Raw genomic sequence first — 22,898 nt, 5'->3', positions numbered from 1 at the left:
GACTTTGTAGTCTTTGGGGACGAATGTTTGATCAGCTAGTCTGGCCGCGCCTTGATGTTGCGACTGCCCTCCGGAACCGACGCAGGGGGACTGCAGTCCGATGACGGTTGAAGCGCTCGCCGCGCCCGATGACCAGCTCCCCGAAGAGACCACGGGGGCCCCGGCGCCTGCCTCTGCTGAGGTACCGGAACTCGCCACTGGCGTGGTCGCCGGCCTTGCCTCTGCGGTGGTCGCGGGCCTTGCCTCTGCTGCGGCCGGGGGACCTGCTCCGGATGTGACTGCCGGCGCGGCGGCCCCGATCGGTGTTCGTCTGCTCGACGGCGGGATCATCCAAGTCACGCTGCCGCCCAACGAGGAGATCGCGGCGGCCGAAGCGCGTGTTGCCGGAGCGGCGGTCCGTGCACTGGCCATCGGCCGTCGCATGCCGGTCATGCTTGTCATCACCGGTGTGCTCGGGATCAGCGTCGAGGCGCGGCATGTGTACACATCCTCCATCGCGGCATCGGCCTTCGCCTTGGTCGGCGAAAGCCCCGTGGACCGCGTCATTGCCCACTATCTGCTGCGCTCAAAGTCAGAGACGATTCCGGCGCAGTTCTTCACCTCCGAGGCCGAGGCCGTCGAGTGGTTAGGGCTATACGCGAGTGAAGACTGATCCTCCCGACCCCAGGCTGCACGCACTCGTTGAAGGCATTGTCCGGATTGCCGGTGGTGACCTAAGCACCAGGATCCCCCACTCGGGTGCCCGGGACGACGTCGCGGCCGTCATCGCGGGGATCAACCTGATGGCTGATGACCTCCAGACGATCTACCAGGAGCTTGAGGAGCGGGTGGAAAGCCGCACGGCAATGCTGCGCGATGCGCAGGTTGAGCTTGAGCGCATGGCGTTGACGGACCCGCTGACCCAGCTTGCCAACAGGACCGCGCTTAACTCGGTGCTGAGTCATGCCCTCGCAGAGGCGTCACGGGGTGAAATGCCGCCGGCGCTGCTGATCCTTGACCTGGATTCGTTCAAGGGCATCAACGACACGCTGGGACACAGCGCCGGGGACGACGTCCTCCGCGTGATCGCCCGGCGGCTGCAGGAAGCAGTCCGCGAGACTGACACTGTGGCACGCCTCGGCGGCGACGAGTTCGCCGTCATGCTGCCCAAGTCCAACCTCGTCCGGGCCCGACGCGTGGCCAACAGGATCCTGAAGGCGCTCGGCGAGAGCCTGGAAATCGGGGACCTGCGGATCACCTGCGGCACGAGCATCGGGCTGCGGATTGCCGAGCCGGGGCAGTCGGCGGACGATCTGGTCATGGAAGCCGATACCGCCATGTACGCGGCCAAGGCCCAGCCGCACAGCAGCATCAAGGTGTTCGAACCCGCCTTGTTGTATGCCCGCCGGCTCCAGAGCGTGATGGTCACGGAACTGCGTGAAGCGATCCGCCAGGACCAGCTTGTCTTGTATTACCAGCCGGTGGTGGAACTCGCGACTGGCAAGATCGAAGGCGTCGAGGCGCTGGTGCGGTGGAACCATCCGGAGCGGGGACTGCTCATGCCCGATTCCTTCATCCCGCTGGCTGAAGAGACAGGGATGATCGTCGACCTCGGCCATTGGGTCTTGCGGAACGCGGTGCGCCAGCTGCGCGACTGGCAGCGGGAACTGGACGTTGACCCGGGCTTCAATGTCCGGGTCAACATCTCGACAACCGAGCTGCAGAACCTGGACCTGATCGAACACGTGCGCGACATCCTCCGTGAAACCGGGGTGGACGCCGCCAACCTCATCGTGGAGCTGACCGAATCCATGGCCATCAATGGCGGGGACGTGGACAAGTACTCCCTGAGCGGGCTTCGGCGCTTGGGCGTTCAGCTGGAAATCGACGATTTCGGCACCGGCTACTCGTCCATCAGCTACCTGCGGAAACTGCCGGTCAACGTGGTCAAGATCGACAAGAGCCTCATCGACGGACTGGGCAGCGACGTGGAGCAGAGCAACTTCGTCGAGGCGGTGCTGCACCTGATCCACGCCTGCGGGCTCAAGGCTGTTGCCGAGGGCATCGAGACGGCCGAGCAGGCGGCCGAGCTCGTGAGGCTGGGCTGCGCCAGCGGCCAAGGCTACTATTTCAGCCGGCCGGTCCCCTCAGCCGAGATCGCCGCGTTGATCAGCCACTGATCAGCCTGGGGGTGGCCGGTGCCTGTCCCCCAAATGCCTATTCGGTGCTTAAGCGGCCCGTCTGCGAAGGGCCGCTTAAGCACCGACGGCGGGTACCGGAACCAAAGTCCCGGTAGCCGCCGTCGTGAGTTGCTCCGTCAGTTAGTTCTTCGGAGTCGAGTTCGGCCACCAACCGACAGCCACAACCGAACCCTGGCCGGCGTTGTCGCTGCTTGCCGAGATGGCAGAGGTAGCGGACAGGCCGGCAACGGCCAACGCGCCGGCGACGAGAAGAGTTGCAAGGGATTTCTTCATGAAAGACTCCTGAGACGTAAGTGGCTGATGTGACTCATGTGGTACTTGGTCAGTATAGGGGAGTAGACACGCCGTTGTATAACAATTACGGCTGCAATATTCGATACTGTGTTATTCGCGCGACTCCTGCGCAAATCTTTCGCCGTTCCTGCTTGCGCGCTTCGTTCGTTTCCGCTTCCGGCGCAACGGATAATTGAGTCATGCCAATGAACTCCGCTTCACCGTTGTACGCGACCGCCGAACTGCAGGCACATGAGCACCGGACTAACCATGCCTTCGTCGACGCGGCCAACAGTGCACACGACGCTGCTCAGATCGCCCGCAGTGAAGGCGATGTGGACGCCTGGCGGAACATGACGTTCCTCCAGGGTGAGAACCTTTTGGACGCTGAGGACTTCGAAGCCTGCGCTGCTCTGGCATCGTCGCTGGTTTCCGGTCCTGGTTCCACGGCCGAACCGCAGGCCCAAGCCGAGGCCTACATTCTTCTGGCGAAGGCCAGGCAGGGGGCCGGGCTGCTGGAAAGGGCTGCTGACGCTGCCCGTGCAGCCGTGGCGCTGGTGGCAGGTGAGCACGACATTGAAACGAACGTCAAAGCCCGCCAAGCGCTGATTGCCGCCCTTGCTGACAGTGGAGGACTGGAGGAAGCTTGGGCCGAAAGCCTCGCACTCGCTGAGGCCATCGAGTCCGAGGTCGACGATCAACTGGTTGGGAAGGGCTATTGGGTCATCGGTAACGTCGCCTTTCTTTGCAACAAAGTCCAGGAAGGTCTTCACTACCACGAGCTGGCGGCGGCAACACTGTCCCCCGCCAGGAACCTCGACATCTGGGCGAAATTCAACAAGGCCTCGGCCGCCATGAGGCTCGCCGCGGATGTGGCCGACGCAGACACCCTGCGCTGCATCGAACGAGCGGAGCTGGCCACGGATATCATCGGCGGCAGCTCCAACGACCACTTGTTGATGAGGCTGAACCGCGGCCACTGGAACTATCTGGCGGGCGACCAAAAGGCGGCGATCGAGCTCCTTGAAGGCGTTTGTGCCGACGCGGACAAACCGTTGCCCCAGATCCTGGCCGAAGCGTGTCTGCTGCTGGGGCGCGCACATTCTGCGATGGGCAATCACGACGCTGCCCGGGAGCACCTGCGGAAGGCCGCTGATCACTTCGAAGCCGCCGGCGCCCAGCAGCGTGCGGACCAGACGCGCGAGCACCTCGCAGCCGAGGCCTGAACGTCCGCCCGCGGATCCTCGCCAATCCCGGCGGACATGCCCCTGGAAGCAGCGAGGGATGGACATAGTGGGACTATGCCCAGTTGCCGTTGCTAGGACTGGGCATGTCCCGCGGACCGACCCGTGGGCGCGGGGTGGGCGGATTTCCGGCCCAGGAACACCGCGGCGGCACCTGCCACCAGGCTCAGCACCAGCAGCACCCAGCCAGCCACGGTGAGCCCCGACGCGAGGGCAACCTGGCCGGCGTCGACCGCGTCTGCGGACATCATGGCGTCAATGGCCGTGTTGCCCCACAGCCGCACGGCGGCGAAGAGCAGCGGAATGGCCCACAGCGCCCAGCGCAGTCCCTTCCGGGCCACGTTGATGCCAATGAGAAGCAGCCAGGTGAAACCGAAGATCAGCGGGAAGAGCGTGCCTGCCGTCTTGTGGACGTAGTTGAGCTGCCCGACGGCGTCCTGATCCGTGGCGTCCCGCAGCCGCTCCACGAAGCCCTGGTCGAAGCCCCCGAGCAGCGAGTCCGGCATCGGCAGGCCGCCGGAGAGCTGGGTGAGCTGGTTCAGGGTGAGCAGGTGGAGGTACCAGAACAGGAAGAGGCTGGCCACGACTCCGGCGATCAGGATCAGGTTGCTGTTGTTCTGCGCCTTCTGCGGGGTCCGGCTGGTGCTGGGATTGATCACGGACGGCAGGTGGTGCTGAGGGACGGCTGCATTGGAGCCGTGCTTCTTGATCCGCTGTGCGGGTGTCTTGGCCATGGCTCCATTATCGCCCGCCCGGGCCGCCGGACCGGCGCTGTCTGTTCACCGCCATCCGCCGCCGATAGGCTGGAACGCGTGACTGAACTAGGAAAACACCGGCTTGGCCGGCACAGCACCGCAGATCTCGACCCCGGCCTGGATGACTACCAGCTGGCGGAAGCCCTGGTCCGGGAGGCCGGCCAATTGGCGCTGCTGATGCGGCAGGCCGGGCTGGAAGGACGGCAGAAGACGTCCATCTCGGATGTTGTCACCGCCGCCGACCATGCTGCCGAGGCCTACGTCCTGGAACAGCTCCTGCGCTGCCGCCCCGACGACGGCGTTCTCGGTGAAGAGGGCGCGTCCGTGGCCGGCACCAGCGGCCGCACCTGGGTCATCGATCCAGTGGACGGAACGTACAACTTCCTGCACGGGTCGACGTACTGGTGCTCGGCGATTGCGCTGAAGGACGCCTCCGGGGTACTGCTGGGTGCGGTCTTCCAGCCGGAGGAGGAGAAGCTCTGGCTCGGCGGAACGGCCCGGACCGCAACGCTCAACGGGGAACGGCTGACCGCCTTCCAGCCGCGGGGCACCGGGGGCGCGGGCCGTTCGGACACTCCGCTGTCCGAACTCGGTGCCGGCACCTACATCCACCCCGGCTGGCTCGCCGATCCGATGTGCGCCATGCCCTGGCACGCCGCTGCAACGTCCGCTGCCGCGCTGCGGATGTTCGGCTCGGGCTCGTGCGACCTCGGCCGCGTGGCCGACGGCGAGCTGGGCTGCTGGTTCCAGCACAGCTGCCCTGAATGGGACTGGCTGCCGGGGAAGGCGATCGTTCTGGCGGCCGGCGGCGCGGCCGACGTCGTCCGGGTCAACGGACTGGAGTGGTTCCTCGCCGGAGGCACGACGGCGGTCCGGCAGCTCCGCGCCGCGCTCGAGTCAGGCTCCGCGGGCTGACTTCGGCCGTTCAGCCCCTGCCCCGTGGGACATGCTCATTCTTGGCCGCGGTGCGTGGACATGCTCGAGTCCCGCTCCGGGTCCCCCAGGGGACATGCTCAGTCTTGGCCGCGGTGCGTGGACATATTGGCTAAGTGTCCAATGGTCGCGGACAAGGGTGGACATGCTGCTCCGGGGTCTTGCGAGTACGCGGGACATGCTCAATCCAGGGCGCCAGGAGTGGACATGTCCCGACCTGCGCCGGGACCGGACACGCCCAGTCCTTGATGCGTGAACGGGACATGTCCAATCCTCGCCACGAATTCCGTGGGACATGCTCAATCCTGGCTGCGAGGAATGGACATGAGGGGCATATGTCCAGCGGACACGGGCAGGGGAGGGCATGTCCCCGAGGGGGCGGACTCCGCGGTCAGTGGCACCGCCTAGACTTGTTAACACCATGGATATGTTGTTTGACCCTTTCGCCGACGGACCCTTCCAAGCTGCCTCCAGGACGGCGGCGGCCACCAAATCGTCCGCCGGAACAGGCGCGGCGGCCGTGGGATCCCCAGCCGGGTGGGATCCCAACCGCGCCGCGAGCGGCAACGCGGGGGACCGGGACCGCCCCCGCCTTCCCAGCGCGGAGGAGCTCCTGGAGGGGCTCAACCCGCCCCAGGAGGAAGCGGTCAAGCACGCCGGCAGCGCCCTGCTGATTGTGGCCGGCGCCGGCTCCGGAAAGACGCGGGTGCTCAGCAACCGGATCGCCTACCTGATCGCCACGGGGCGCGCGCACCACGGCGAGATCCTGGCGATCACGTTCACCAACAAGGCCGCGGCCGAAATGCGGGAGCGGGTTGAAGCCCTGCTCGGCGGCCGGGCCAAGACCATGTGGATCTCCACCTTCCACTCCTCCTGTGTCCGGATCCTGCGCCGCGAGGCCAAGAACGCCGGCCTGAGCTCCAACTTCTCCATCTACGATGCCGCGGATTCGCTGCGGCTGATCACGCTCGTGGCCAAGAACCTGGACCTCGATCCCAAAAAGTTCGCCCCCAAGGCCATCCGGCACAAGATCTCCTCGCTCAAGAACGAGCTGATCGACGCCGATTCCTACGCCTCCAGCGCCAACCACAAGGATCCCTTCCAGCAGGCCGTCGCCGAGGTCTTCACGGGCTACACCCAGCGCCTGCGCCAGGCGAACGCCATGGACTTCGATGACCTGATCGCGGAGACCGTCTACATGTTCCGGGCCTTCCCGGCCCTGGCGGACTCCTACCGGCGCCGCTTCCGGCACGTCCTGGTGGACGAGTACCAGGACACCAACCACGCCCAGTACGCCCTGGTGCGCGAGATCGTCGGCGAAGGCCCCGGCGCGGCCGAGCTCACCGTCGTCGGCGATTCGGACCAGTCCATCTACGCGTTCCGCGGCGCCGATATCCGCAACATCGTGGAGTTCGAGCAGGACTACCCGGACGCCCGCACCATCAAACTAGAGCAGAACTACCGCTCCACCCAGACCATCCTCAGCGCGGCCAACTCGGTCATCTCCCGCAACCCGAACCGGCCGGAGAAGCGGCTCTGGACGGCGGAGGGCGACGGCGAGAAGATCGTCGGCTACGTGGGCGAGAACGAGCACGACGAGGCCCAGTTCATCGCCAAGGAAATCGACCGGCTGCAGGACGAGGGTGACCTGCGCCCCGGCGACGTCGCGATCTTCTACCGCACCAACGCCCAGTCCCGCTCCATCGAGGACGTCCTGGTGCGCGTCGGGCTGCCGTACAAGGTGGTCGGCGGAACCCGCTTCTACGAGCGCAAGGAGATCAAGGACGCGCTCGCCTACCTGCGCGTACTGGTCAACCCTGACGACGACGTCAACCTGCGCCGGATCCTCAACGAACCCAAGCGCGGCATCGGCGACCGTGCCGAGGGCGCCGTGGCCTCGCTCGCCCAGCGCGACCGGATCTCCTTCATGGCCGCCGCCCGCCGCGCCGACGAGGCGCCCGGCATGGCCACCCGGTCCGTCAACGCGGTGCAGGGTTTCGTGAAACTGCTCGACGACCTGGCCGAGGTGGCCTCCGGCTCCGGCGCGGCCGCGGCCCTGGAGGCCGTCCTGGAACAGACCGGCTACCTCGCCGGGCTGCGGTCCAGCACCGACCCGCAGGACGAATCCCGGGTGGAGAACCTCGCCGAACTCGTCGCCGTCGTCCGTGAATACGAACGCGACAACCCCGAAGGCTCCCTCGGGGCCTTCCTGGAGCAGGTGTCCCTCGTGGCGGACGCCGACCAGATCCCGGACGCGCCGGCGGGGACCGCCGAAGACATCGTAGCCGCCGTGGCCGAGGCCAAGCGCCTGGGCGTCGTGACGCTGATGACGCTGCACACCGCCAAGGGGCTGGAGTTCCCGGTGGTGTTCCTCACCGGCATGGAACACGGGCTGTTCCCGCACCAGCGCTCCGCGACGGACCCCAAGGAACTGGCCGAGGAACGCCGGCTGGCCTACGTGGGCCTGACCCGTGCCCGGAAGCGCCTGTACCTGACCCGCTCCGAGGTCCGCAGCATGTGGGGCCAGAGCCAGTACAACCCCGCGAGCCAGTTCATCGAGGAAATCCCCGCCGAGCTCGTGGAATGGAAGCGCGAAGGCTCCCACCGCCAGACCGGCAGCTGGGGGAGCGGCGCCTCGATCGGCTCCAGCCGCTACGGCGGATCGTCCTGGGGCGCCGGTGCCGCCCGCGGCGCCGAGGCCAGCCCGTCCGCAGGCTTCAACGCCGACGTCCCGGCCGCCATCGCCAAGAACCGCGTGCAGCCGCAGAAGGAGATCGTTGCGGTCAGTGTCGGGGACAAGGTCAACCACACGAGCTTCGGCAACGGCACCGTCCTGGCCGTCGAGGGCGCCGGGGACAAGACCGTGGCCAAGGTCAGCTTCGAAATCGGCGAGAAGCGCCTGTTGCTCCGGTACGCGCCGCTGACAAAGCTGGACGCGTGACCGGGCCCGGCGCCTGATTCGGGGGTCCGCCGCCGAAGACGGCCGGAACCTGGAGCGCAACGTCCTGCGCAGCGCCGCGGCAACGGTGGTGTCGCCTGCGGAAACATCTCCGCGGGCGTCGCCTTCTTCATTTCGAGGGACCATTACGAACTGATCTCGGACGCCGGAAAACAAGCCCCCCAGGGGCCGTCAGTAGCCCCAAAAACCCCGTAATCTAGCGGTTTTTCTACGCTTCATAGAATAGTGTCGTTACTCACATAACCGGTACTCTGGGACGGGCTGGTCCCGAGAAAGGACTAGAGTTCCGAAAGGAGCATTGCGCCGTGTGGCTCGTTTCCAAGCCAGTCGCAGGGTGCGTTTATTCCGCAGCCCGGTAACCGCGAGAACGTGGGGTCCGGCTGTACAGAAACTACTTCGACGTAGAAGGACACTAACCCGTGGACCTGTTTGAATATCAGGCGCGCGATATGTTCGAGGCGCACGGTGTACCCGTGCTTGCTGGCATCGTGGCGCACACCCCTGAAGAAGCAAAGGCAGCTGCCGAGAAAATCGGCGGCGTAACTGTCGTAAAGGCGCAGGTCAAGGCCGGAGGCCGCGGCAAGGCCGGCGGCGTCAAGGTCGCTAAGACCGCCGACGAGGTGTTTGAACACTCCACCAACATCCTCGGCATGGACATCAAGGGCCACACCGTCCACCGGGTCATGATTGCCCAGGGTGCGGACATCGCCGAGGAATACTACTTCTCCGTTCTTCTGGACCGGGCCAACCGCAACTACCTGGCCATGTGCTCGGTTGAAGGCGGCATGGAAATCGAGCAGCTCGCCGTTGAGCGTCCCGACGCCCTGGCCAAGATCGCGATCGACCCGGCCGTCGGCATCGACCAGGCCAAGGCTGACGAAATCGTTGCCGCAGCAGGCTTCGCCGAGGAACTGCGCGGCAAGGTGGCCGGCGTCATCCTGAAGCTCTGGGACGTTTTCAAGAAGGAAGACGCCACCCTCGTGGAGGTCAACCCGCTGGTCCTGACCGGCGCCGGCGACATCGTTGCCCTCGACGGCAAGGTCTCCCTCGACGAGAACGCGGACTTCCGCCACCCCAAGCACGCGCACCTTGAAGACAAGGACGCTGCTGACCCGCTCGAGGCCAAGGCCAAGGCGCAGGACCTCAACTACGTCAAGCTGGACGGCGAAGTCGGCATCATCGGTAACGGTGCCGGCCTGGTCATGTCCACGCTCGACGTCGTTGCCTACGCCGGCGAGAACCACGGCAACGTCAAGCCCGCCAACTTCCTGGACATCGGCGGTGGAGCTTCCGCCGAGGTCATGGCTGCAGGCCTCGACGTAATCCTGGGCGACCCGCAGGTCAAGTCCGTCTTCGTCAACGTCTTCGGTGGCATCACCGCGTGTGACGCCGTCGCCAAGGGCATCGTCGGTGCACTGGCCGAGCTGGGCCACTCCGCGAACAAGCCGCTGGTAGTCCGCCTCGACGGCAACAACGTCGAGGAAGGCCGCCGCATCCTGGCCGAGGCCAACCACCCGCTGGTTACCCTGGCCGCCACCATGGACGAGGGCGCCGACAAGGCTGCCGAGCTCGCCAACGCAGCGAAGTAAGGCGACTCAATCATGTCTATTTATCTGAACAAGGACTCCAAGGTCATCGTCCAGGGCATCACCGGCGGCGAAGGCACCAAGCACACCGCCCTGATGCTGAAGGCCGGCACCAACATTGTCGGCGGCGTCAACGCCCGCAAGGCCGGCAGCACGGTGGTGCACGGCGACAAGGAGATCACCGTCTTCGGCACCGTCAAGGAAGCCATCGCGGAGACCGGCGCTGACGTTTCCATCGTCTTCGTGCCGCCGGCCTTCACCAAGGACGCCGTCATGGAGGCCATCGAGGCTGGCATCGGCCTGGTCGTCGTCATCACCGAAGGCGTCCCGGTCCAGGACTCCGCCGAGTTCTGGGCGCTGGCCCAGTCCAAGGTCGATGCCAACGGCAAGCAGGTCACCCGCATCATCGGGCCGAACTGCCCCGGCATCATCACCCCGGGTGAGGCCCTCGTCGGCATCACCCCGGCCAACATCACGGGCAAGGGCCCCATCGGCCTCGTCTCCAAGTCGGGCACGCTGACCTACCAGATGATGTACGAACTGCGCGACCTCGGCTTCTCCACCGCCATCGGCATCGGCGGCGACCCGGTCATCGGCACCACCCACATCGACGCCCTCGAGGCTTTCGAGGCAGACCCGGAGACCAAGGCGATCGTCATGATCGGCGAAATCGGCGGCGACGCCGAGGAGCGTGCCGCTGATTACATCAAGGCACACGTCACGAAGCCGGTTGTCGGCTACGTGGCCGGCTTCACCGCTCCGGAAGGCAAGACCATGGGCCACGCAGGCGCCATCGTCTCGGGTTCCGCAGGCACCGCCCAGGCCAAGAAGGAAGCCCTCGAGGCTGCCGGCGTCAAGGTCGGCAAGACGCCGTCCGAGACCGCCAAGCTCCTGCGCGAGGTCTTCGCGACCCTCTAGGTCCGAAGCAACGCGGGGTCCCTTACGGCCCATCCCATCGGGTGGAGCACGCCGAAAGTGGCCCCGCGTCGCTGTTTAACGTTCGACTTGCGGTTTAGCATTCGACGGCGGTTTAACGTTCGACGGCGGCTGCCCACCTTCCCCGGGAAGGTGGGCAGCCGCCGTCGAACTTTAAGCGGAAATCAATCTAGAAGGGGACGCCGCATGCGAGCAGAACGTTGGCGTACGGGGTTGCCTCGCCCGTGCGGATGAACAGTTTGGCAGAGCCGGACAGCTCCTTGAGCTCCGTGTGGCTGACGTAGCTCACCTGCTCAAAGCGGCTGCTGACCCACCCTTCCGCCTCGGTGCCGCGGACCTCCTGGGCCATGACGCCGCCTTCAAAGACGAGATCGTCCAGGAGAGCAGCCAGAACCTGTTCGAAACGGGGCACACCATGGACTAGTGCCAGGTCCACCACCGGAACACCGGCGGGCGCCGGCATGCCGCAGTCCGCCAACAGCACCAGATCTCCGTGCCCCAGGCGGCTCACGGCCGCGTTGAGCTCGGCATGCAGAATTCCGCCGCGCTTCACTGCGCCGGCTCCGGCAGGAGATCGGACAGCTTCGGGTACGAAGGCTGGGTTCCGTGGCCCTGCACCGCGAAGGCGCCGACTTTGGCCGCAAAGGCCGAAGCGTCCAGCAGCGACTCTCCGGCAGCCAGGCGGACGCTGAGCGCGCCGACAAAAGCATCGCCGGCGCCGGAGCTGTCCACAGCGCTGACCCGCGGGGCCGGCACGAGGAACGTGCCGGCGTCGTCCGAACAAATGGCGCCGCGGGCGCCTCTGGTCAGCACAACTGAAGCTATGCCCTGCGCCCGGAGCGCACTGACCAATGCTTCGTCATCGGCGGGATGTACCGCCTCCGGATCCAGCTGTGAAAGCACCAGCTCGCCCTCGTGTTCATTGACCACCAGGGGATTTGCCGAGCGGATGACGGCAGCGTCGATGGACACAACCGGAGCCAGATTCAGGAGCACCCGGCCGGACGCCAACGCCGCCGCTGCCGCGATTCCGTCGGCAGGAATTTCGCCTTGCAAAACCACGACGGCGGCTTCCGCGATCTGCGCCGCTGCAGCCTGAACGGCTTGAGCGTCCATCGAAGCGTTGGCACCGGGGATGACCACGATGGTGTTTTCGCCGCCGTCCGCTACACAAATGACCGCCAGCCCGGTTGGGCCGTCCACCGTCCTGACAGCACCGAGATCCACGCCCGCCTTGCTCAGCAGGCTTGTGGCCAGGGCGGCGCTTGAATCGCCTCCCACCGCCCCAACGAGGCTCACAGCGGCCCCTAACTGAGCGGCGGCCACGGCCTGGTTGGCGCCCTTGCCGCCTGGCAGCAGCATAATGGAGCTGCCCAGCAGCGTCTCGCCCGGGAGCGGATGACGCTCCACCCGGACCACCTGATCAATGTTGATGGAACCGACTACGGTGACTTTCCCGGCCTGCTGTTCTGTCACCTGCTGTTCCGTCACTTGCTGAATTCGCCAACGTTGGCTTTGTTCACGGTGACAACGCTTACGGGTACGGTCGCTTCAACCTTTTCGCCCTTGAGGATCTTGGCGACCTGCTCGACTGCCAGCTGCCCCAATTTCGCCGGCTGCTGGGCAATGCTGCCTGCCATGGTGCCGTTCTTGATGGCTGCAAGCCCATCCGTGGTGCCGTCAAAGCCTACGACCTTGACTTCGGCACCTGCTTTGGCGCCCAAGGCCTGGACAGCGCCCAAAGCCATTTCGTCATTTTCGGCGAAGACACCGGTGACGCCGGGGTTGGCCTGCAACAGGTTGGTGGTGACATCCAGGGCAGCTGTCCGGTCAAAGTTGGCGGTCTGCTCGGCCACGATCTTGATGTCCGGGAAGGCCTTCAAGCCCTCAGTGAAGCCGGCGCCGCGGTCGCGGCTGGCGGAGGTTCCGGCAACACCCTGGAGGACGATGATGCTGCCCTTGTTGCCCAGTGCGGCGGCGAGTTCAACGGCAGCCTGCTTGCCGCCGGCCACGTTGTCGCTGGCCACGAGCGAGCTCAGGGTCACGCCGTTAACCGTGCGGTCCACGGCCACGACGGGAATGTTTGCTTTGATCAGGGCCGATACGGATGCCGAGGCGGCGTCTGAATCGACCGGGTTGACGATCACGGCTTTCGCGCCGGCCGTCTGGGCATTGGCCAGCTGATTGGCCTGGGTGGCTGAATCGTTCTGGGCATCAACAACATCCAGCTGGATGTTGGCCGTCTTGGCTGCGGCCAAGGCGCCATCGCGGACCTCAACAAAGAACGGGTTGTTCAAGGTGGAAAGGGCCAGAACGGCTTTGGGATTGCTGCCGGTGGCAGAATCACCGCCTCGGTTGCAGGCGGTGGCTCCCGTGAGGAGCAAGGCGGCAGTGGCGGCAATGGCCACGGTGCGGGGGAGTGAGAGCTTCATTGTTCTTTCCTTTTTCGTGGGGAGGTTGTTTGTGGCGGGGAGATGAAAGTCCTGGGAGGTTGCTAACTGGAGCGGGTTTTGCGGCGAAGAACGTCGATGCCGACGGCCAGGGCAATGACCAAGCCGATCACTACCTGCTGCCAGAACGATGTGACGTTCAGCAGGTTCAGGCCATTGCGGATGACCACGAGCACGAGTGCTCCGACGATGGTTCCGGAGATTCTCCCGAGACCACCTGCTAGCGATGCTCCACCGATGACGACGGCGGCAATGGCGTCAAGTTCATAGCCGGCCGCAGCCTGCGGCTGGGCTGAGTCCAGGCGGCCGGCCAGCAGCAGGCCGGCCAAGGCAGCGAACAGCCCGGCCAGGGCGAACACGGTCACGGTGATTTGCTTGACCGGCAGGCCGGAAAGCCGGGCAGCCTCGGCATTGCCGCCAACGGCATACATGGAGCGGCCAATGACCGTTCGGTTCAGGATGAAGGAGGCGATTCCGGCAGCGATGACCATCACAATGATGGGTGTGGGGACAGGGCCAATGCTTCCGCCGAGAAAGGAAACTTCCGGAGCGGTTTTGATCGGCTTTCCGTCCGAGATGACGAGCGTCAGGCCGCGGGCGATGCTGAGCATGGCCAAGGTGGCGATGAACGATGGCAGTTTTCCGTAGGCACTGGCAAGGCCGCTGACCATGCCAACCACCAGGCCGGTCAGCAGGCCGATCAGGAGTGCGAGCCCACCAGGGAGTCCCGCGGAAACGAACATGTATCCGGAGACCATGGCGCTGAGGGCTGCCACTGAGCCCACTGAAAGGTCAATCCCGCCGGCCACAATGACGAAGGTCATGCCGAACGCGAGGATGGCAATGGTGGAAACCTGAATGCCAATATTCAGGAGGTTGGGGCCGGTGAGGAAATCCGGGGTAATGATGAACAGGGCGAGGGCCAAGACCAACAGGCCCACCAGGGCGCCATTGTTGGCCAGGAACTTCTTGATATCGAAGCCCGGCTTAGGCTGGGCCAGGGTGGCTGTGGACATGTTGGTGTTCCTTGTCTGGTTTGGCGCGGTCTGGTTTGGCGCGTCTTGTGAGTTCAGTGGGGTTGTTGAGGACCGGTTCATGGCTTTGCATCCGTTTGGGGGCCGATATCCCGCGCGGCGAGTGTCATGACGGCGTCCTGCGTGGCATCGGCGGCCGAGAGTTCGCCGGCAATTTCGCCGTCGCGCATCACAAGAATGCGGTCGCTCATTCCGAGTACTTCGGGAAGCTCGCTGGACACCATCACCACGGCGCCGCCGGCAGCCGTGATCTGGTTCATCAGTTCGTAAATTTCCACTTTGGCGCCCACATCGACGCCGCGGGTGGGCTCATCCAGCAGCAGAACCGTGGAGCCGGCCATGATCCAGCGGCCGAAGACAGCTTTCTGTTGGTTGCCGCCGGAGAGGGACCTGATGGGCTGGTCGATGCTGTGCATCCGGATCCGCAGGGTCTTGGCAATCTCCTCGGCCTTGCGTCGCTGGCCGGCAAAGTCCGCCAAGCCCAGCTTCGAGCTGGATTTCAACGTGGCATAGCCAAGGTTTTCGTTCACGGAGGCGTCCAATACCAGCCCCTGGACCTTACGGTCTTCGGGGACATGCCCGACGCCGGCGGCAATCGCCGCTCCGACGTCGCCTTTGGGGAGCCTGGTGCCGCGTATGCTCACGGTCCCGGCGTCGTGGCGGTCGACGCCGGCGATAGCGCGGATGACCTCCGTTCGCCCTGCTCCGACCAGGCCTGCGATTCCTACGATTTCGCCGGCCTTGACGCTGAAGGAGATATCGCTGAACCGGCCCTTCGAGCTCAGTCCTTCGACGCTGAGGACGTTCTGGGCTGAGGCGTCCTCCCCAGCGCGTCGCGGAAACTGATCGTCGATGCTGCGGCCAACCATCAGCCGGACCAGTTCGTCTTCGGGGGTGGAGCCGGGCACCTCGGCGATGAACTCGCCGTCGCGCAGTACGCTGACGGAATCGCCGATCTCGGCAACCTCCTCAAGGTGATGGCTGATGAACAGCATGCCCACCTGGTGCGTCCGGAGCTCCTCGACCACCCGGAACAGGTTCTCGGTTTCATGCTTGGTAAGGGCCGCCGTCGGCTCATCCAAAATCAGCACCTGGGCGTCGATACTCAGCGCCTTGGCAATCTCCACCAGCTGCTGCTGGGCGATTCCCAATTCACCGACCAAAGTGTCGCTGTCAACGTTGAGACCAATCCGGTCCAGGGCAGCCTGGGCTTGGCGGCGCAATTCACGCCGATCCACCATGCCGTACTTCTTCGGGGTGCGCCCCAGCATGATGTTCTCAGCAATACTCATGCTGGGCACCAGATTCAGTTCCTGGTGGATGGTGGCAATGCCATGAGCTTCCGCCGCACGGATGTTGGGGAGCGTGACAGCCTTGCCGCCAATAAGAATCTGGCCCTCATCCGGCTGGTAAACGCCGGCCATGATTTTGATCAGCGTGGATTTTCCTGCGCCGTTTTCACCGAGGAGCACCTGTACTTTGCCTGGATAGACATTGACGGTGACGCCTTTGATGACAGCGACGGGCCCGAAGGACTTGCTGATGTTTTTGAGTGTGACCAGCGGCTGGCCCGGGTTCTGCGCGGCGTTGCGGTGGGCGGATGGATCAGTCATGTCAGTTATTCCTCTGGGGGTTCAGCGGAGCAGGAAGGCGGTGGGAGGAGGACTCGCGGATGATGAGCTCACTTGGCAGCGAGACGGAAGCAGGTTGGCCGCCGCCGATGACGTTCACCAAGAGCTCGACGGCAATCCGGCCCATGTCTTCAACGCTGTGCGAAATGACGCTTAACGGGGGATTGAGCAGGGCAAACCAATCGATGTTGTCGAACGCAACGAGGGCAATGTCACGGCCGATCCGCAGGCCCATCTCGTGCAATTTGGCGACGGAACCGGCAGCCATGGGGCTGTCGGCCGCGAGGATGGCCGTGGGCGGGTAGTTGAGCTGAAGCAGTTGTTCCGTGGCGGCTGCGCCGCTGGCAATCTGGAAGTTTCCGAATGCTGTCAGCGCAGGGTCGTGGTCGAGTCCAGCCGTACGCAGCGCATCGGTGAAAGCGCTATGGCGCTCCCGGCCCGTGGAAATCGATTGCGGTCCGGCGATGTATCCGATCCGGCGGTGCCCCTGGTCCGCAAGGTGCGCCACGGCCTGCTGTATTCCCTCGCGGCTGTCCGTCGTAACGCTGGGGACATCAACACCGTCCACCCTTCGGTCCACAAAAACCATGGGAATCCCGCGGTTGAGAAGCGAACGGATGGAACCGCTGCCGTCACCTTGAGGCGCCACAATCACACCGTCCACACGCTGGTCAATGAGCGTATCGAGGAAGCGGTTCTGCTGGTCTTCGAGTTCATTGGCGTTGCCGAGCAAGATGACGTACCCCGCTTCCAGGGCCGCCTGCTCCACGGCGTGCGCCAGATCGGCGAAAAACGGGTTGCGCACGTCCGAGACGAGGAGACCAACAACATTGGTTCTAGTGGAACGGAGGCTACGGGCCTGGGCATTGGGGCGGAAGTCCAACTGCTCGACGGCGGCGGTAACCCTTGCCCTGGAACCACTGGACGTCGCGGGGTGTCCGGACAGCACTCGTGATGCCGTGGCAGGGGAGACTCCGGCCAGTGCTGCGACATCCTTGATGGTGACTGTGACCATCTCAGACACTCCTTTGTGTGGGCCGTTTCTGTGCTAATTTTTGCCAGACAATCTGTGGAACCGATTCCATGAAACCGATTCCATGAATGGATTCCATGAGTGTAGGACACTGCCTCGGATGCGTCAAGCATCACTGGAGGGGAGGGGGCTTCGGGCACGACGGCGGCCGGCTACCTTCTCAACGAAGGTGGCCGGCCGCCGTCGTGCTTTGCGGGCTATTTGGCCAGGACTTCCTCGAGCCGTTCGTAGCCTTCGGTCAATCCGCCTTCCATGCCGGACTGGGCCATGCCGTCCCGGGCCTCCATGTTGGGGTAGACGGAGTGGGCCGTCAGCCGGGTGCGGCCGCCGCCAAGATCCTGGAAGGTCAGGAACTCGATGCTGACCACATCGGGGTAGCCGTCGAACTCGAAGGTCTGGATGGCGAACTCGTTCTCGCGGACCGTGTGGAAGACCCCGCTGAAGCGGTACGTGGCGCCGTCCGGTCCGGTGTGGGTGTAGCGGTAGCTGCCGCCGGTGCGGAAATCGTAGTGGTCGATCTCCATCCGCAGCCGCCGCGGTCCGAGCCACTGGGCCACCAGTTCGGGCTGCTTGTGGGCCCGGAAGACGTCGGCGACGGGAAAATCGAACTCCCGCTCGAAATCGATGAAGGGCAGTCCCTCCGGAACAGTGACTTTCAGGGCGTTGGTCATGATGGGTCCTTTGCCTGTGTGCCGCGGGCCGCGGCTTGGTTTTGGAGCACGGCGTCAAGGCTGCGGAACTGCCCCTCGCGGACCAGCCGGTACTGGTCGATCCATGCGGTGAGCGCCTCCAGCCGTGCGGGGTTCAGGTGGACGGGCCGGCGCTGGGCGTCACGGGTGCGCGTGACCAGCTGCGCCTGCTCGAGGACCTGGATGTGTTTCGAGACCGCCTGTTTGGTGATCGCGAAAGGTTCCGCCAGTTCGTTCACGGTGGCCGGGCCGCGGCTGAGCCGGGCGATGATGCGGCGGCGGATGGGGTCGGCGAGGGCCAGGAAGGCCGAGTCGAGATGTTCGTCGTCGCCGGAATCCACTGGTGCCCACCTCCTCGTCCAAGAGCGCCGTCTTTGGCCGGCAAGCCGCGGTTGTCAATCTGCGGGTTGTCAATCGAGTCATTGATCAACCTCTAGGTTGTTAACGCTACGCCCGGCGTCCGGCCTGCGCAAGACCCCAACGCGGGGTCACTTCGCGCCGGTCCCAGGCCGCGCGATGGGCGCGGAGTGACCCCGCGTTGCTGTGTCCGCGTTGCTGTGTCCTGGGGGAACAGCCTTGCGCCCGCACCTCTTACTTTGTTAGTATGTCAGGACAAACTATGAAGGAGACGCCAGTGCCTCTTGTACGAATCGACGTCAACCAGGGCCGTACACCGGAGCAGCTCCGCGCGCTCAGTCGGGGCATCCACGACGCCATCCTGGCCGAATATGGCATTCCGGAGCGGGACTACTTCCATGTGCTGACCGAGCACCCCCAGGGGCAGATCTTCGCCCAGGACGCCGGCCTCGGATTCGAGCGCACGCCGGATGTGGTGATGATCCAGATCTTCACGCAGGGCGGACGCGGCCGGGAGTCCAAGCAGTCCCTGTTTGCTGCCATTGCCGGGAAGCTGGCGGCCATGGGTGTCGGCGGCGAGGATGTGTTCATCGGCTATGTCGAGAACAGTGCGGAGGACTGGTCCTTTGGTTTTGGCCGCGCCCAGTATGTCACCGGCGAGCTGGTCGTCCCCAAGAAATAGAACCGGGTTCGCCTCCCGGAACGCCGGGCTTCGGCACCATGTGGGGACCCTATGGCAAGTTGTAAATATGTCAGTACAAACCTTTGACAGGACATGAATTCTAGGGCAAAGTAGTGGATGTGTCCCGGCTCACGCCGGCCCGCAAAGCACCGAAGCCCCAGCTGTGTAGAGGTACAGAGTTCAAACGAGAAAGGTCCACGATCACCGTGACCCACGAACTGCTCACGATCGGGCGCATCAGCGTTGATATCTACCCGAATGACATCGGGGTGGATCTGGAGGATGTCACGTCCTTCGGAAAGTACCTGGGGGGATCCCCGTCCAATGTGGCTGTTGCCGCTGCCCGGCATGGCCGCCGGACCGGAGTGATCACCCGCACCGGCGATGACCCTTTCGGCAACTATCTGCACCGCGAACTGCGTAAGTTCAGCGTGGACGATTCCTTCGTCACCGCGGTGAAGGAATGGCCCACTCCGGTCACCTTCTGCGCGATCAAGCCGCCGGAAGACTTCCCGCTCTACTTCTACCGTTTCCCCACCGCGCCGGATCTGCAGATCAAGGCCGAAGAACTGGACCTCGAGGCTATCCGGGTCGCCGGAATCTTCTGGTCCACCGTGACCGGCCTGTGCCAGGAGCCGAGCCGCGAGGCGCACCTCAAGGCCCATGAAGCGCGGCCCCGCACCGGCCTGAAGCAGGGGCAGTACACCATCCTGGACCTCGACTACCGCCCCATGTTCTGGGCCTCCGAAGAGGAAGCCCGCGCCCAGGTTGCCAAGATCCTCCCGCATGTCACCGTCGCTATCGGGAATGACAAAGAGTGCGCGGTCGCTGTCGGCGAAGGCACCCCCGACGAGCAGGCAGACCGACTCCTGGCCGCCGGCGTGGAAATCGCCGTCGTCAAGCTCGGCCCCGAAGGCGTGATGGCCAAGACCCGCACCGAGCGTGTTGTATCCGCCCCCGTCCCGGTGGAGACCGTCAACGGCCTGGGCGCCGGCGATTCCTTCGGCGGAGCCTTCTGCCACGGCCTGCTGTCCGGCTGGCCGCTGGCCGAGGTCCTGGATTTCGCCAACGCGGCAGGCGCCATTGTGGCGTCCCGTCTGTCCTGCGCCGATGCCATGCCGACGCCGGAAGAGGTCACCTCGCTGCTGGCCGAGCGCGGCCGTATGGCTCCGGGCCAGTTTCTTCCCGGCCACTATGCCCCCGAAGGAGCAGCACTGTGACTCGCGACCCCGCCTCCTCAACAACGACGCCGTCAACCACCACGGCGGATGACGATCCCCGCCGCTACACGCACCTGAGCACCATCCGCCTGGAGGATCCGGACGCAATCGTGCGGGCGGCGATGGCCCGCCGCCGCCATCCCGGCCCCAAGTACGGCCGGCAGAACTTCATTGTTGCCGCCGACCACCCGGCCCGCGGCGCCCTCGCCGTGGGAAACGATCCCGTGGCCATGGCGGACCGCCGTCAACTGTTGGACCGTCTCCAGATTGCGCTGGCCAATCCGCTCGTTGACGGCATCCTGGCCTCTCCGGACATCATGGACGATCTCCTCCTGCTGGGTGCGCTCGACGGGAAGCTGGTCTTCGGTTCGATGAACCGCGGCGGGCTCTCCGGCCTGGTCAACGAGTTCGATGACCGCTTCACCGGCCACACGGCCGCCGCGCTGGAAGCGCTGGGCGCCGATGGCGGCAAGATGCTCACCCGCATCTGCCTCGGGGACCCGGACACGGTGTCCACGCTCGAAGCCACAGCGAAGGCCATCGATTCGCTTGCCGAGCGAAAGCTGATCGCCATGGTGGAGCCCTTCCTCTCCGTCCGTGAACACGGCAAGGTCCGCAACGACCTCTCCACCAACGCCGTGATCAAGTCCATCGCCATCGCCGAAGGCCTTGGTTCCACGAGCGCCTACACCTGGATGAAGCTGCCGGTGGTGGCCGACATGGAGCGCGTCATGGCGGCCACCACCATGCCGACCGTGCTGCTGGGCGGGGACCCGGATAGCACCCAGGACGAGGTCTTCGCCAGCTGGGAGGCCGCTTTGGCCCTCCCCGGTGTCCAGGGCCTCACCGTGGGCCGGACCCTCCTGTATCCGCAGGACGGCGACGTCGCCGGCGCCGTGGCAACCGCAGCCTCCCTCCTTAACCGCACCGCAGAAGTATCGGAGTAACTTCCCATGGGAATGAGAACTGCAACAGCAACACGCAGAATGACAGTCGCCCAGGCCGTGGTGGAATACCTGTCAAAGCAGTACACCGTCGACAGGATCGGCGGCCAGGACTACCGGGAACGGCTGATCCCGGGCACCTTCGGCATCTTCGGCCACGGCAACGTCGCCGGCGTCGGCCAGGCCCTGAAGCAGTACCAGCACCTCGATCCCACGATCATGCCGTACTACCAGGGCCGCAACGAGCAGGCCCAGGTGCACCAGGCCGTCGGCTATGCCCGGCACACGCGGCGCCGGCAGACGTTCGCGATCAGCACCTCGATCGGGCCGGGTTCGACCAACCTGCTCACCGGTGCGGCGCTGGCCACCACCAACCGGCTGCCGGTGCTGCTGCTGCCGAGTGACACGTTCGCCACCCGCGCCGCCGACCCCGTGCTGCAGCAGCTCGAACGCCCGGATGCCTACGACGTCACCGTCAACGACGCCTTCCGGCCGCTGTCCAAGTTCTTCGACCGGGTCTCCCGCCCGGAACAGCTGTTCTCCGCGTTCCACCACGGCCTGCGCGTGCTGACGGACCCGGCCGAGACCGGCGCGGTCACCATCTCGCTGCCCCAGGACGTCCAGGCCGAGGCCTTCGACGTGCCCGAGGAATTCCTGGCCGAACGCGAATGGCGGATCCGCCGCCCGGACGCCGACGACGAGGACATCCGCCGCGCCGCCGAGGCCATCCGTGCCGCCAAGCGGCCGCTCATCATCGCCGGCGGCGGCGTGCTCTATGCCTTCGCCAACGAGGAACTCGCCAGGTTCGTGGAGCTGACCGGCATCCCGGTGGGCAACACCCAGGCCGGCGTCGGCGTCCTGCCCTGGGACCACCCGTTCTCCGTCGGAGCGATCGGCTCCACCGGCACGACCGCGGCCAACACCATCGCCGCCGAAGCGGACCTCATCATCGGCATCGGCACCCGCTACGAGGACTTCACCACCGCGTCCCGCACCGCGTTCCAGAACCCGGACGTGAAGTTCATCAACATCAACGTCGCGCCGATCGATGCCTACAAGCACGGCACAGCGCTGCCGATCGTCGCCGACGCCCGCAAGGCACTGGTCAAGCTGAACCAGGCCCTGGGCGGCTACCGCATCGGCGCGGACCTGGAACAGGCCATCGCGGCCGAGAAGACCCGCTGGAACGCCACGGTCGATGAAGCCTTCGATACCCGGTTCACGCCGCTGCCGGCCCAGAACGAGATCATCGGCGCCACGAGCCGCGCCATGGACGCCCACGACGTCGTCATCTGCGCGGCCGGGTCCCTGCCGGGCGACCTGCACAAGATGTGGCGCGTCCGCGACCCCTTCGGCTACCACGTGGAATATGCCTACTCCTGCATGGGCTACGAAATTCCCGGCGGCCTCGGCGTGAAGCGCGCAACGCTGGCGGAGGCGGCAGCGGGCGGCGAGCAGCGCGACGTCGTTGTCATGGTGGGGGATGGCTCCTACCTCATGATGCACACCGAGCTCGTCACCGCCGTCGCCGAACGGATCAAACTGATCGTGGTCCTGATCCAGAACCACGGCTACGCCTCCATCGGCTCGCTCTCCGAGTCCCTGGGCTCCCAGCGCTTCGGCACCCAGTACCGCTCCCTGGATGAGGAGCACCACAGCTTCGACGAAGGCGAAAGGCTCCCCGTGGACCTCGCCCTGAATGCCGAAAGTCTCGGCGTGAAGGTGATCCGGATCGAACCGGGGGAGAAGGTCATAGCCGAGCTCGAACAGGCCATCCGCGATGCCAAGGCTGCGCCGGAAAAGGGCGGCCCGATCGTCATCCACGTCGAATCCGATCCGCTGCTGGATGCCCCCGGCTCCGAGTCCTGGTGGGACGTTCCGGTCTCCCAGGTCTCCGAGCTCGAATCCACCCGGCAGGCCTTCAAGACCTACACCGACCACAAGAACCGACAGCGCAAGCTGCTGGGCTGAACCCCTTCAGTAACAGACCAA

General features: G+C 65.2%; 21 protein-coding genes. 11 read left to right on the top strand and 10 right to left on the bottom strand.

What is annotated here, in order from left to right; genetic code table 11:
• The first annotated feature begins 100 nt into the window (after positions 1–100).
• Both ABIB26_RS05385 and ABIB26_RS05380 read left to right on the top strand, forming a co-directional pair.
• On the top strand, positions 101–652 hold the full coding sequence (locus tag ABIB26_RS05385) for a DUF7793 family protein (RefSeq protein ID WP_354240284.1): 552 nt from the start codon (positions 101–103) through the stop codon (positions 650–652).
• Positions 642–2,159 (top strand): putative bifunctional diguanylate cyclase/phosphodiesterase, encoded by a 1,518-nt coding sequence (locus ABIB26_RS05380; protein WP_354240283.1) that lies wholly within the window; start codon positions 642–644, stop codon positions 2,157–2,159. Before ABIB26_RS05385 ends, ABIB26_RS05380 begins: the two co-directional genes overlap by 11 nt.
• Before the next feature lie 141 nt (positions 2,160–2,300).
• Here ABIB26_RS05380 and ABIB26_RS05375 read toward each other — a convergent pair whose 3' ends face one another.
• Entirely contained in the window at positions 2,301–2,453 is a 153-nt protein-coding gene (locus ABIB26_RS05375) for a hypothetical protein (RefSeq protein ID WP_354240282.1), read from the bottom strand.
• Positions 2,454–2,653: 200 nt separating this feature from the next.
• On the opposite strand from ABIB26_RS05375, the gene ABIB26_RS05370 reads away from it, so the two are divergent.
• The gene (locus tag ABIB26_RS05370; protein ID WP_354240281.1) at positions 2,654–3,679 is read left to right on the top strand and encodes a tetratricopeptide repeat protein; all 1,026 of its coding nucleotides are present in this window, start codon (positions 2,654–2,656) and stop codon (positions 3,677–3,679) included.
• Positions 3,680–3,771: 92 nt separating this feature from the next.
• Here ABIB26_RS05370 and ABIB26_RS05365 read toward each other — a convergent pair whose 3' ends face one another.
• Entirely contained in the window at positions 3,772–4,431 is a 660-nt protein-coding gene (locus tag ABIB26_RS05365) for a hypothetical protein (protein ID WP_354240280.1), read from the bottom strand.
• Positions 4,432–4,509: 78 nt separating this feature from the next.
• Here ABIB26_RS05365 and ABIB26_RS05360 point away from each other — a divergent pair, with 78 nt between their 5' ends.
• The 4 genes from ABIB26_RS05360 (at position 4,510) to sucD (ending at position 10,848) form a co-directional block, all read left to right on the top strand.
• Entirely contained in the window at positions 4,510–5,367 is an 858-nt protein-coding gene (locus ABIB26_RS05360; RefSeq protein WP_354240279.1) for an inositol monophosphatase family protein, read from the top strand.
• A gap of 439 nt (positions 5,368–5,806) precedes the next feature.
• On the top strand, positions 5,807–8,326 hold the full coding sequence (pcrA, locus tag ABIB26_RS05355) for a DNA helicase PcrA (protein WP_354240278.1): 2,520 nt from the start codon (positions 5,807–5,809) through the stop codon (positions 8,324–8,326).
• A gap of 437 nt (positions 8,327–8,763) precedes the next feature.
• Positions 8,764–9,933, top strand: coding sequence for an ADP-forming succinate--CoA ligase subunit beta (gene sucC / locus ABIB26_RS05350; RefSeq protein ID WP_354240276.1), 1,170 nt, complete (start codon positions 8,764–8,766; stop codon positions 9,931–9,933).
• Positions 9,934–9,945: 12 nt separating this feature from the next.
• On the top strand, positions 9,946–10,848 hold the full coding sequence (gene sucD, locus ABIB26_RS05345) for a succinate--CoA ligase subunit alpha (protein WP_354240274.1): 903 nt from the start codon (positions 9,946–9,948) through the stop codon (positions 10,846–10,848).
• Positions 10,849–11,035: 187 nt separating this feature from the next.
• Here sucD and rbsD read toward each other — a convergent pair whose 3' ends face one another.
• The 8 genes from rbsD to ABIB26_RS05305 form a co-directional block, all read right to left on the bottom strand.
• Positions 11,036–11,419, bottom strand: coding sequence for a D-ribose pyranase (rbsD, locus tag ABIB26_RS05340; protein ID WP_354240272.1), 384 nt, complete (start codon positions 11,417–11,419; stop codon positions 11,036–11,038).
• Entirely contained in the window at positions 11,416–12,342 is a 927-nt protein-coding gene (locus ABIB26_RS05335; protein ID WP_354240270.1) for a ribokinase, read from the bottom strand. Before ABIB26_RS05335 ends, rbsD begins: the two co-directional genes overlap by 4 nt.
• An 11-nt stretch (positions 12,343–12,353) precedes the next feature.
• Positions 12,354–13,298 (bottom strand): substrate-binding domain-containing protein, encoded by a 945-nt coding sequence (locus tag ABIB26_RS05330; protein WP_354240268.1) that lies wholly within the window; start codon positions 13,296–13,298, stop codon positions 12,354–12,356.
• A 62-nt stretch (positions 13,299–13,360) separates the two neighbouring features.
• Positions 13,361–14,332, bottom strand: a complete 972-nt coding sequence (locus ABIB26_RS05325; RefSeq protein WP_354240266.1) for an ABC transporter permease — start codon at positions 14,330–14,332, stop codon at positions 13,361–13,363.
• Positions 14,333–14,409: 77 nt separating this feature from the next.
• Positions 14,410–15,963 carry a sugar ABC transporter ATP-binding protein gene (locus ABIB26_RS05320; RefSeq protein ID WP_354240264.1) on the bottom strand — a complete coding sequence of 518 codons (1,554 nt, stop codon included), beginning with the start codon at positions 15,961–15,963 and terminating at the stop codon, positions 14,410–14,412.
• A 1-nt stretch (position 15,964) separates the two neighbouring features.
• On the bottom strand, positions 15,965–16,996 hold the full coding sequence (locus ABIB26_RS05315) for a LacI family DNA-binding transcriptional regulator (RefSeq protein WP_354240262.1): 1,032 nt from the start codon (positions 16,994–16,996) through the stop codon (positions 15,965–15,967).
• A gap of 215 nt (positions 16,997–17,211) precedes the next feature.
• Positions 17,212–17,685: an SRPBCC family protein gene (locus ABIB26_RS05310; protein WP_354240261.1), complete on the bottom strand. Its 474-nt coding sequence runs from the start codon at positions 17,683–17,685 to the stop codon at positions 17,212–17,214.
• Positions 17,682–18,044, bottom strand: coding sequence for an ArsR/SmtB family transcription factor (locus tag ABIB26_RS05305; protein ID WP_354240259.1), 363 nt, complete (start codon positions 18,042–18,044; stop codon positions 17,682–17,684). Before ABIB26_RS05305 ends, ABIB26_RS05310 begins: the two co-directional genes overlap by 4 nt.
• A 293-nt stretch (positions 18,045–18,337) precedes the next feature.
• Between ABIB26_RS05305 and ABIB26_RS05300 the strand changes: the two genes are divergently transcribed.
• The 4 genes from ABIB26_RS05300 to iolD all read left to right on the top strand — a co-directional run bounded on the left by ABIB26_RS05300 (position 18,338) and on the right by iolD (position 22,877).
• On the top strand, positions 18,338–18,742 hold the full coding sequence (locus tag ABIB26_RS05300; RefSeq protein WP_354240257.1) for a tautomerase family protein: 405 nt from the start codon (positions 18,338–18,340) through the stop codon (positions 18,740–18,742).
• 206 nt (positions 18,743–18,948) lie between these two features.
• A complete protein-coding gene (gene iolC, locus ABIB26_RS05295) occupies positions 18,949–19,962 on the top strand; it encodes a 5-dehydro-2-deoxygluconokinase (RefSeq protein WP_354240255.1) in 1,014 nt (337 codons plus the stop codon).
• Positions 19,959–20,909, top strand: a complete 951-nt coding sequence (locus tag ABIB26_RS05290; RefSeq protein WP_354240254.1) for a Cgl0159 family (beta/alpha)8-fold protein — start codon at positions 19,959–19,961, stop codon at positions 20,907–20,909. The genes iolC and ABIB26_RS05290 overlap by 4 nt, the downstream gene beginning before the upstream one ends.
• 39 nt (positions 20,910–20,948) lie before the next feature.
• Complete coding sequence (gene iolD / locus ABIB26_RS05285) at positions 20,949–22,877, top strand: 3D-(3,5/4)-trihydroxycyclohexane-1,2-dione acylhydrolase (decyclizing) (RefSeq protein ID WP_354240252.1); 1,929 nt, start codon at positions 20,949–20,951, stop codon at positions 22,875–22,877.
• Positions 22,878–22,898: the final 21 nt, after the last annotated feature.

The sequence above is a fragment of the Arthrobacter sp. UYEF20 genome (assembly GCF_040546335.1).
In the GTDB taxonomy this organism is placed as follows: Bacteria; Actinomycetota; Actinomycetes; order Actinomycetales; family Micrococcaceae; genus Arthrobacter.
The sequence above is the reverse complement of the archived record's forward strand: the minus strand, read 5'-3'. Positions and strand labels throughout refer to the sequence as shown.

What these genes read in the sequence shown, in the direction of transcription:
- ABIB26_RS05330 (WP_354240268.1), bottom strand. Translation starts at nt 13,298, where the DNA reads ATGAAGCTCTCACTCCCCCGCACCGTGGCCATTGCCGCCACTGCCGCC.
- ABIB26_RS05375 (WP_354240282.1), bottom strand. Translation starts at nt 2,453, where the DNA reads ATGAAGAAATCCCTTGCAACTCTTCTCGTCGCCGGCGCGTTGGCCGTT.
- ABIB26_RS05370 (WP_354240281.1), top strand. Translation starts at nt 2,654, where the DNA reads ATGCCAATGAACTCCGCTTCACCGTTGTACGCGACCGCCGAACTGCAG.
- ABIB26_RS05325 (WP_354240266.1), bottom strand. Translation starts at nt 14,332, where the DNA reads ATGTCCACAGCCACCCTGGCCCAGCCTAAGCCGGGCTTCGATATCAAG.
- iolD (WP_354240252.1), top strand. Translation starts at nt 20,949, where the DNA reads ATGACAGTCGCCCAGGCCGTGGTGGAATACCTGTCAAAGCAGTACACC.
- ABIB26_RS05320 (WP_354240264.1), bottom strand. Translation starts at nt 15,963, where the DNA reads ATGACTGATCCATCCGCCCACCGCAACGCCGCGCAGAACCCGGGCCAG.
- ABIB26_RS05385 (WP_354240284.1), top strand. Translation starts at nt 101, where the DNA reads ATGACGGTTGAAGCGCTCGCCGCGCCCGATGACCAGCTCCCCGAAGAG.
- ABIB26_RS05310 (WP_354240261.1), bottom strand. Translation starts at nt 17,685, where the DNA reads ATGACCAACGCCCTGAAAGTCACTGTTCCGGAGGGACTGCCCTTCATC.
- pcrA (WP_354240278.1), top strand. Translation starts at nt 5,807, where the DNA reads ATGGATATGTTGTTTGACCCTTTCGCCGACGGACCCTTCCAAGCTGCC.
- sucD (WP_354240274.1), top strand. Translation starts at nt 9,946, where the DNA reads ATGTCTATTTATCTGAACAAGGACTCCAAGGTCATCGTCCAGGGCATC.
- ABIB26_RS05365 (WP_354240280.1), bottom strand. Translation starts at nt 4,431, where the DNA reads ATGGCCAAGACACCCGCACAGCGGATCAAGAAGCACGGCTCCAATGCA.
- ABIB26_RS05315 (WP_354240262.1), bottom strand. Translation starts at nt 16,996, where the DNA reads ATGGTCACAGTCACCATCAAGGATGTCGCAGCACTGGCCGGAGTCTCC.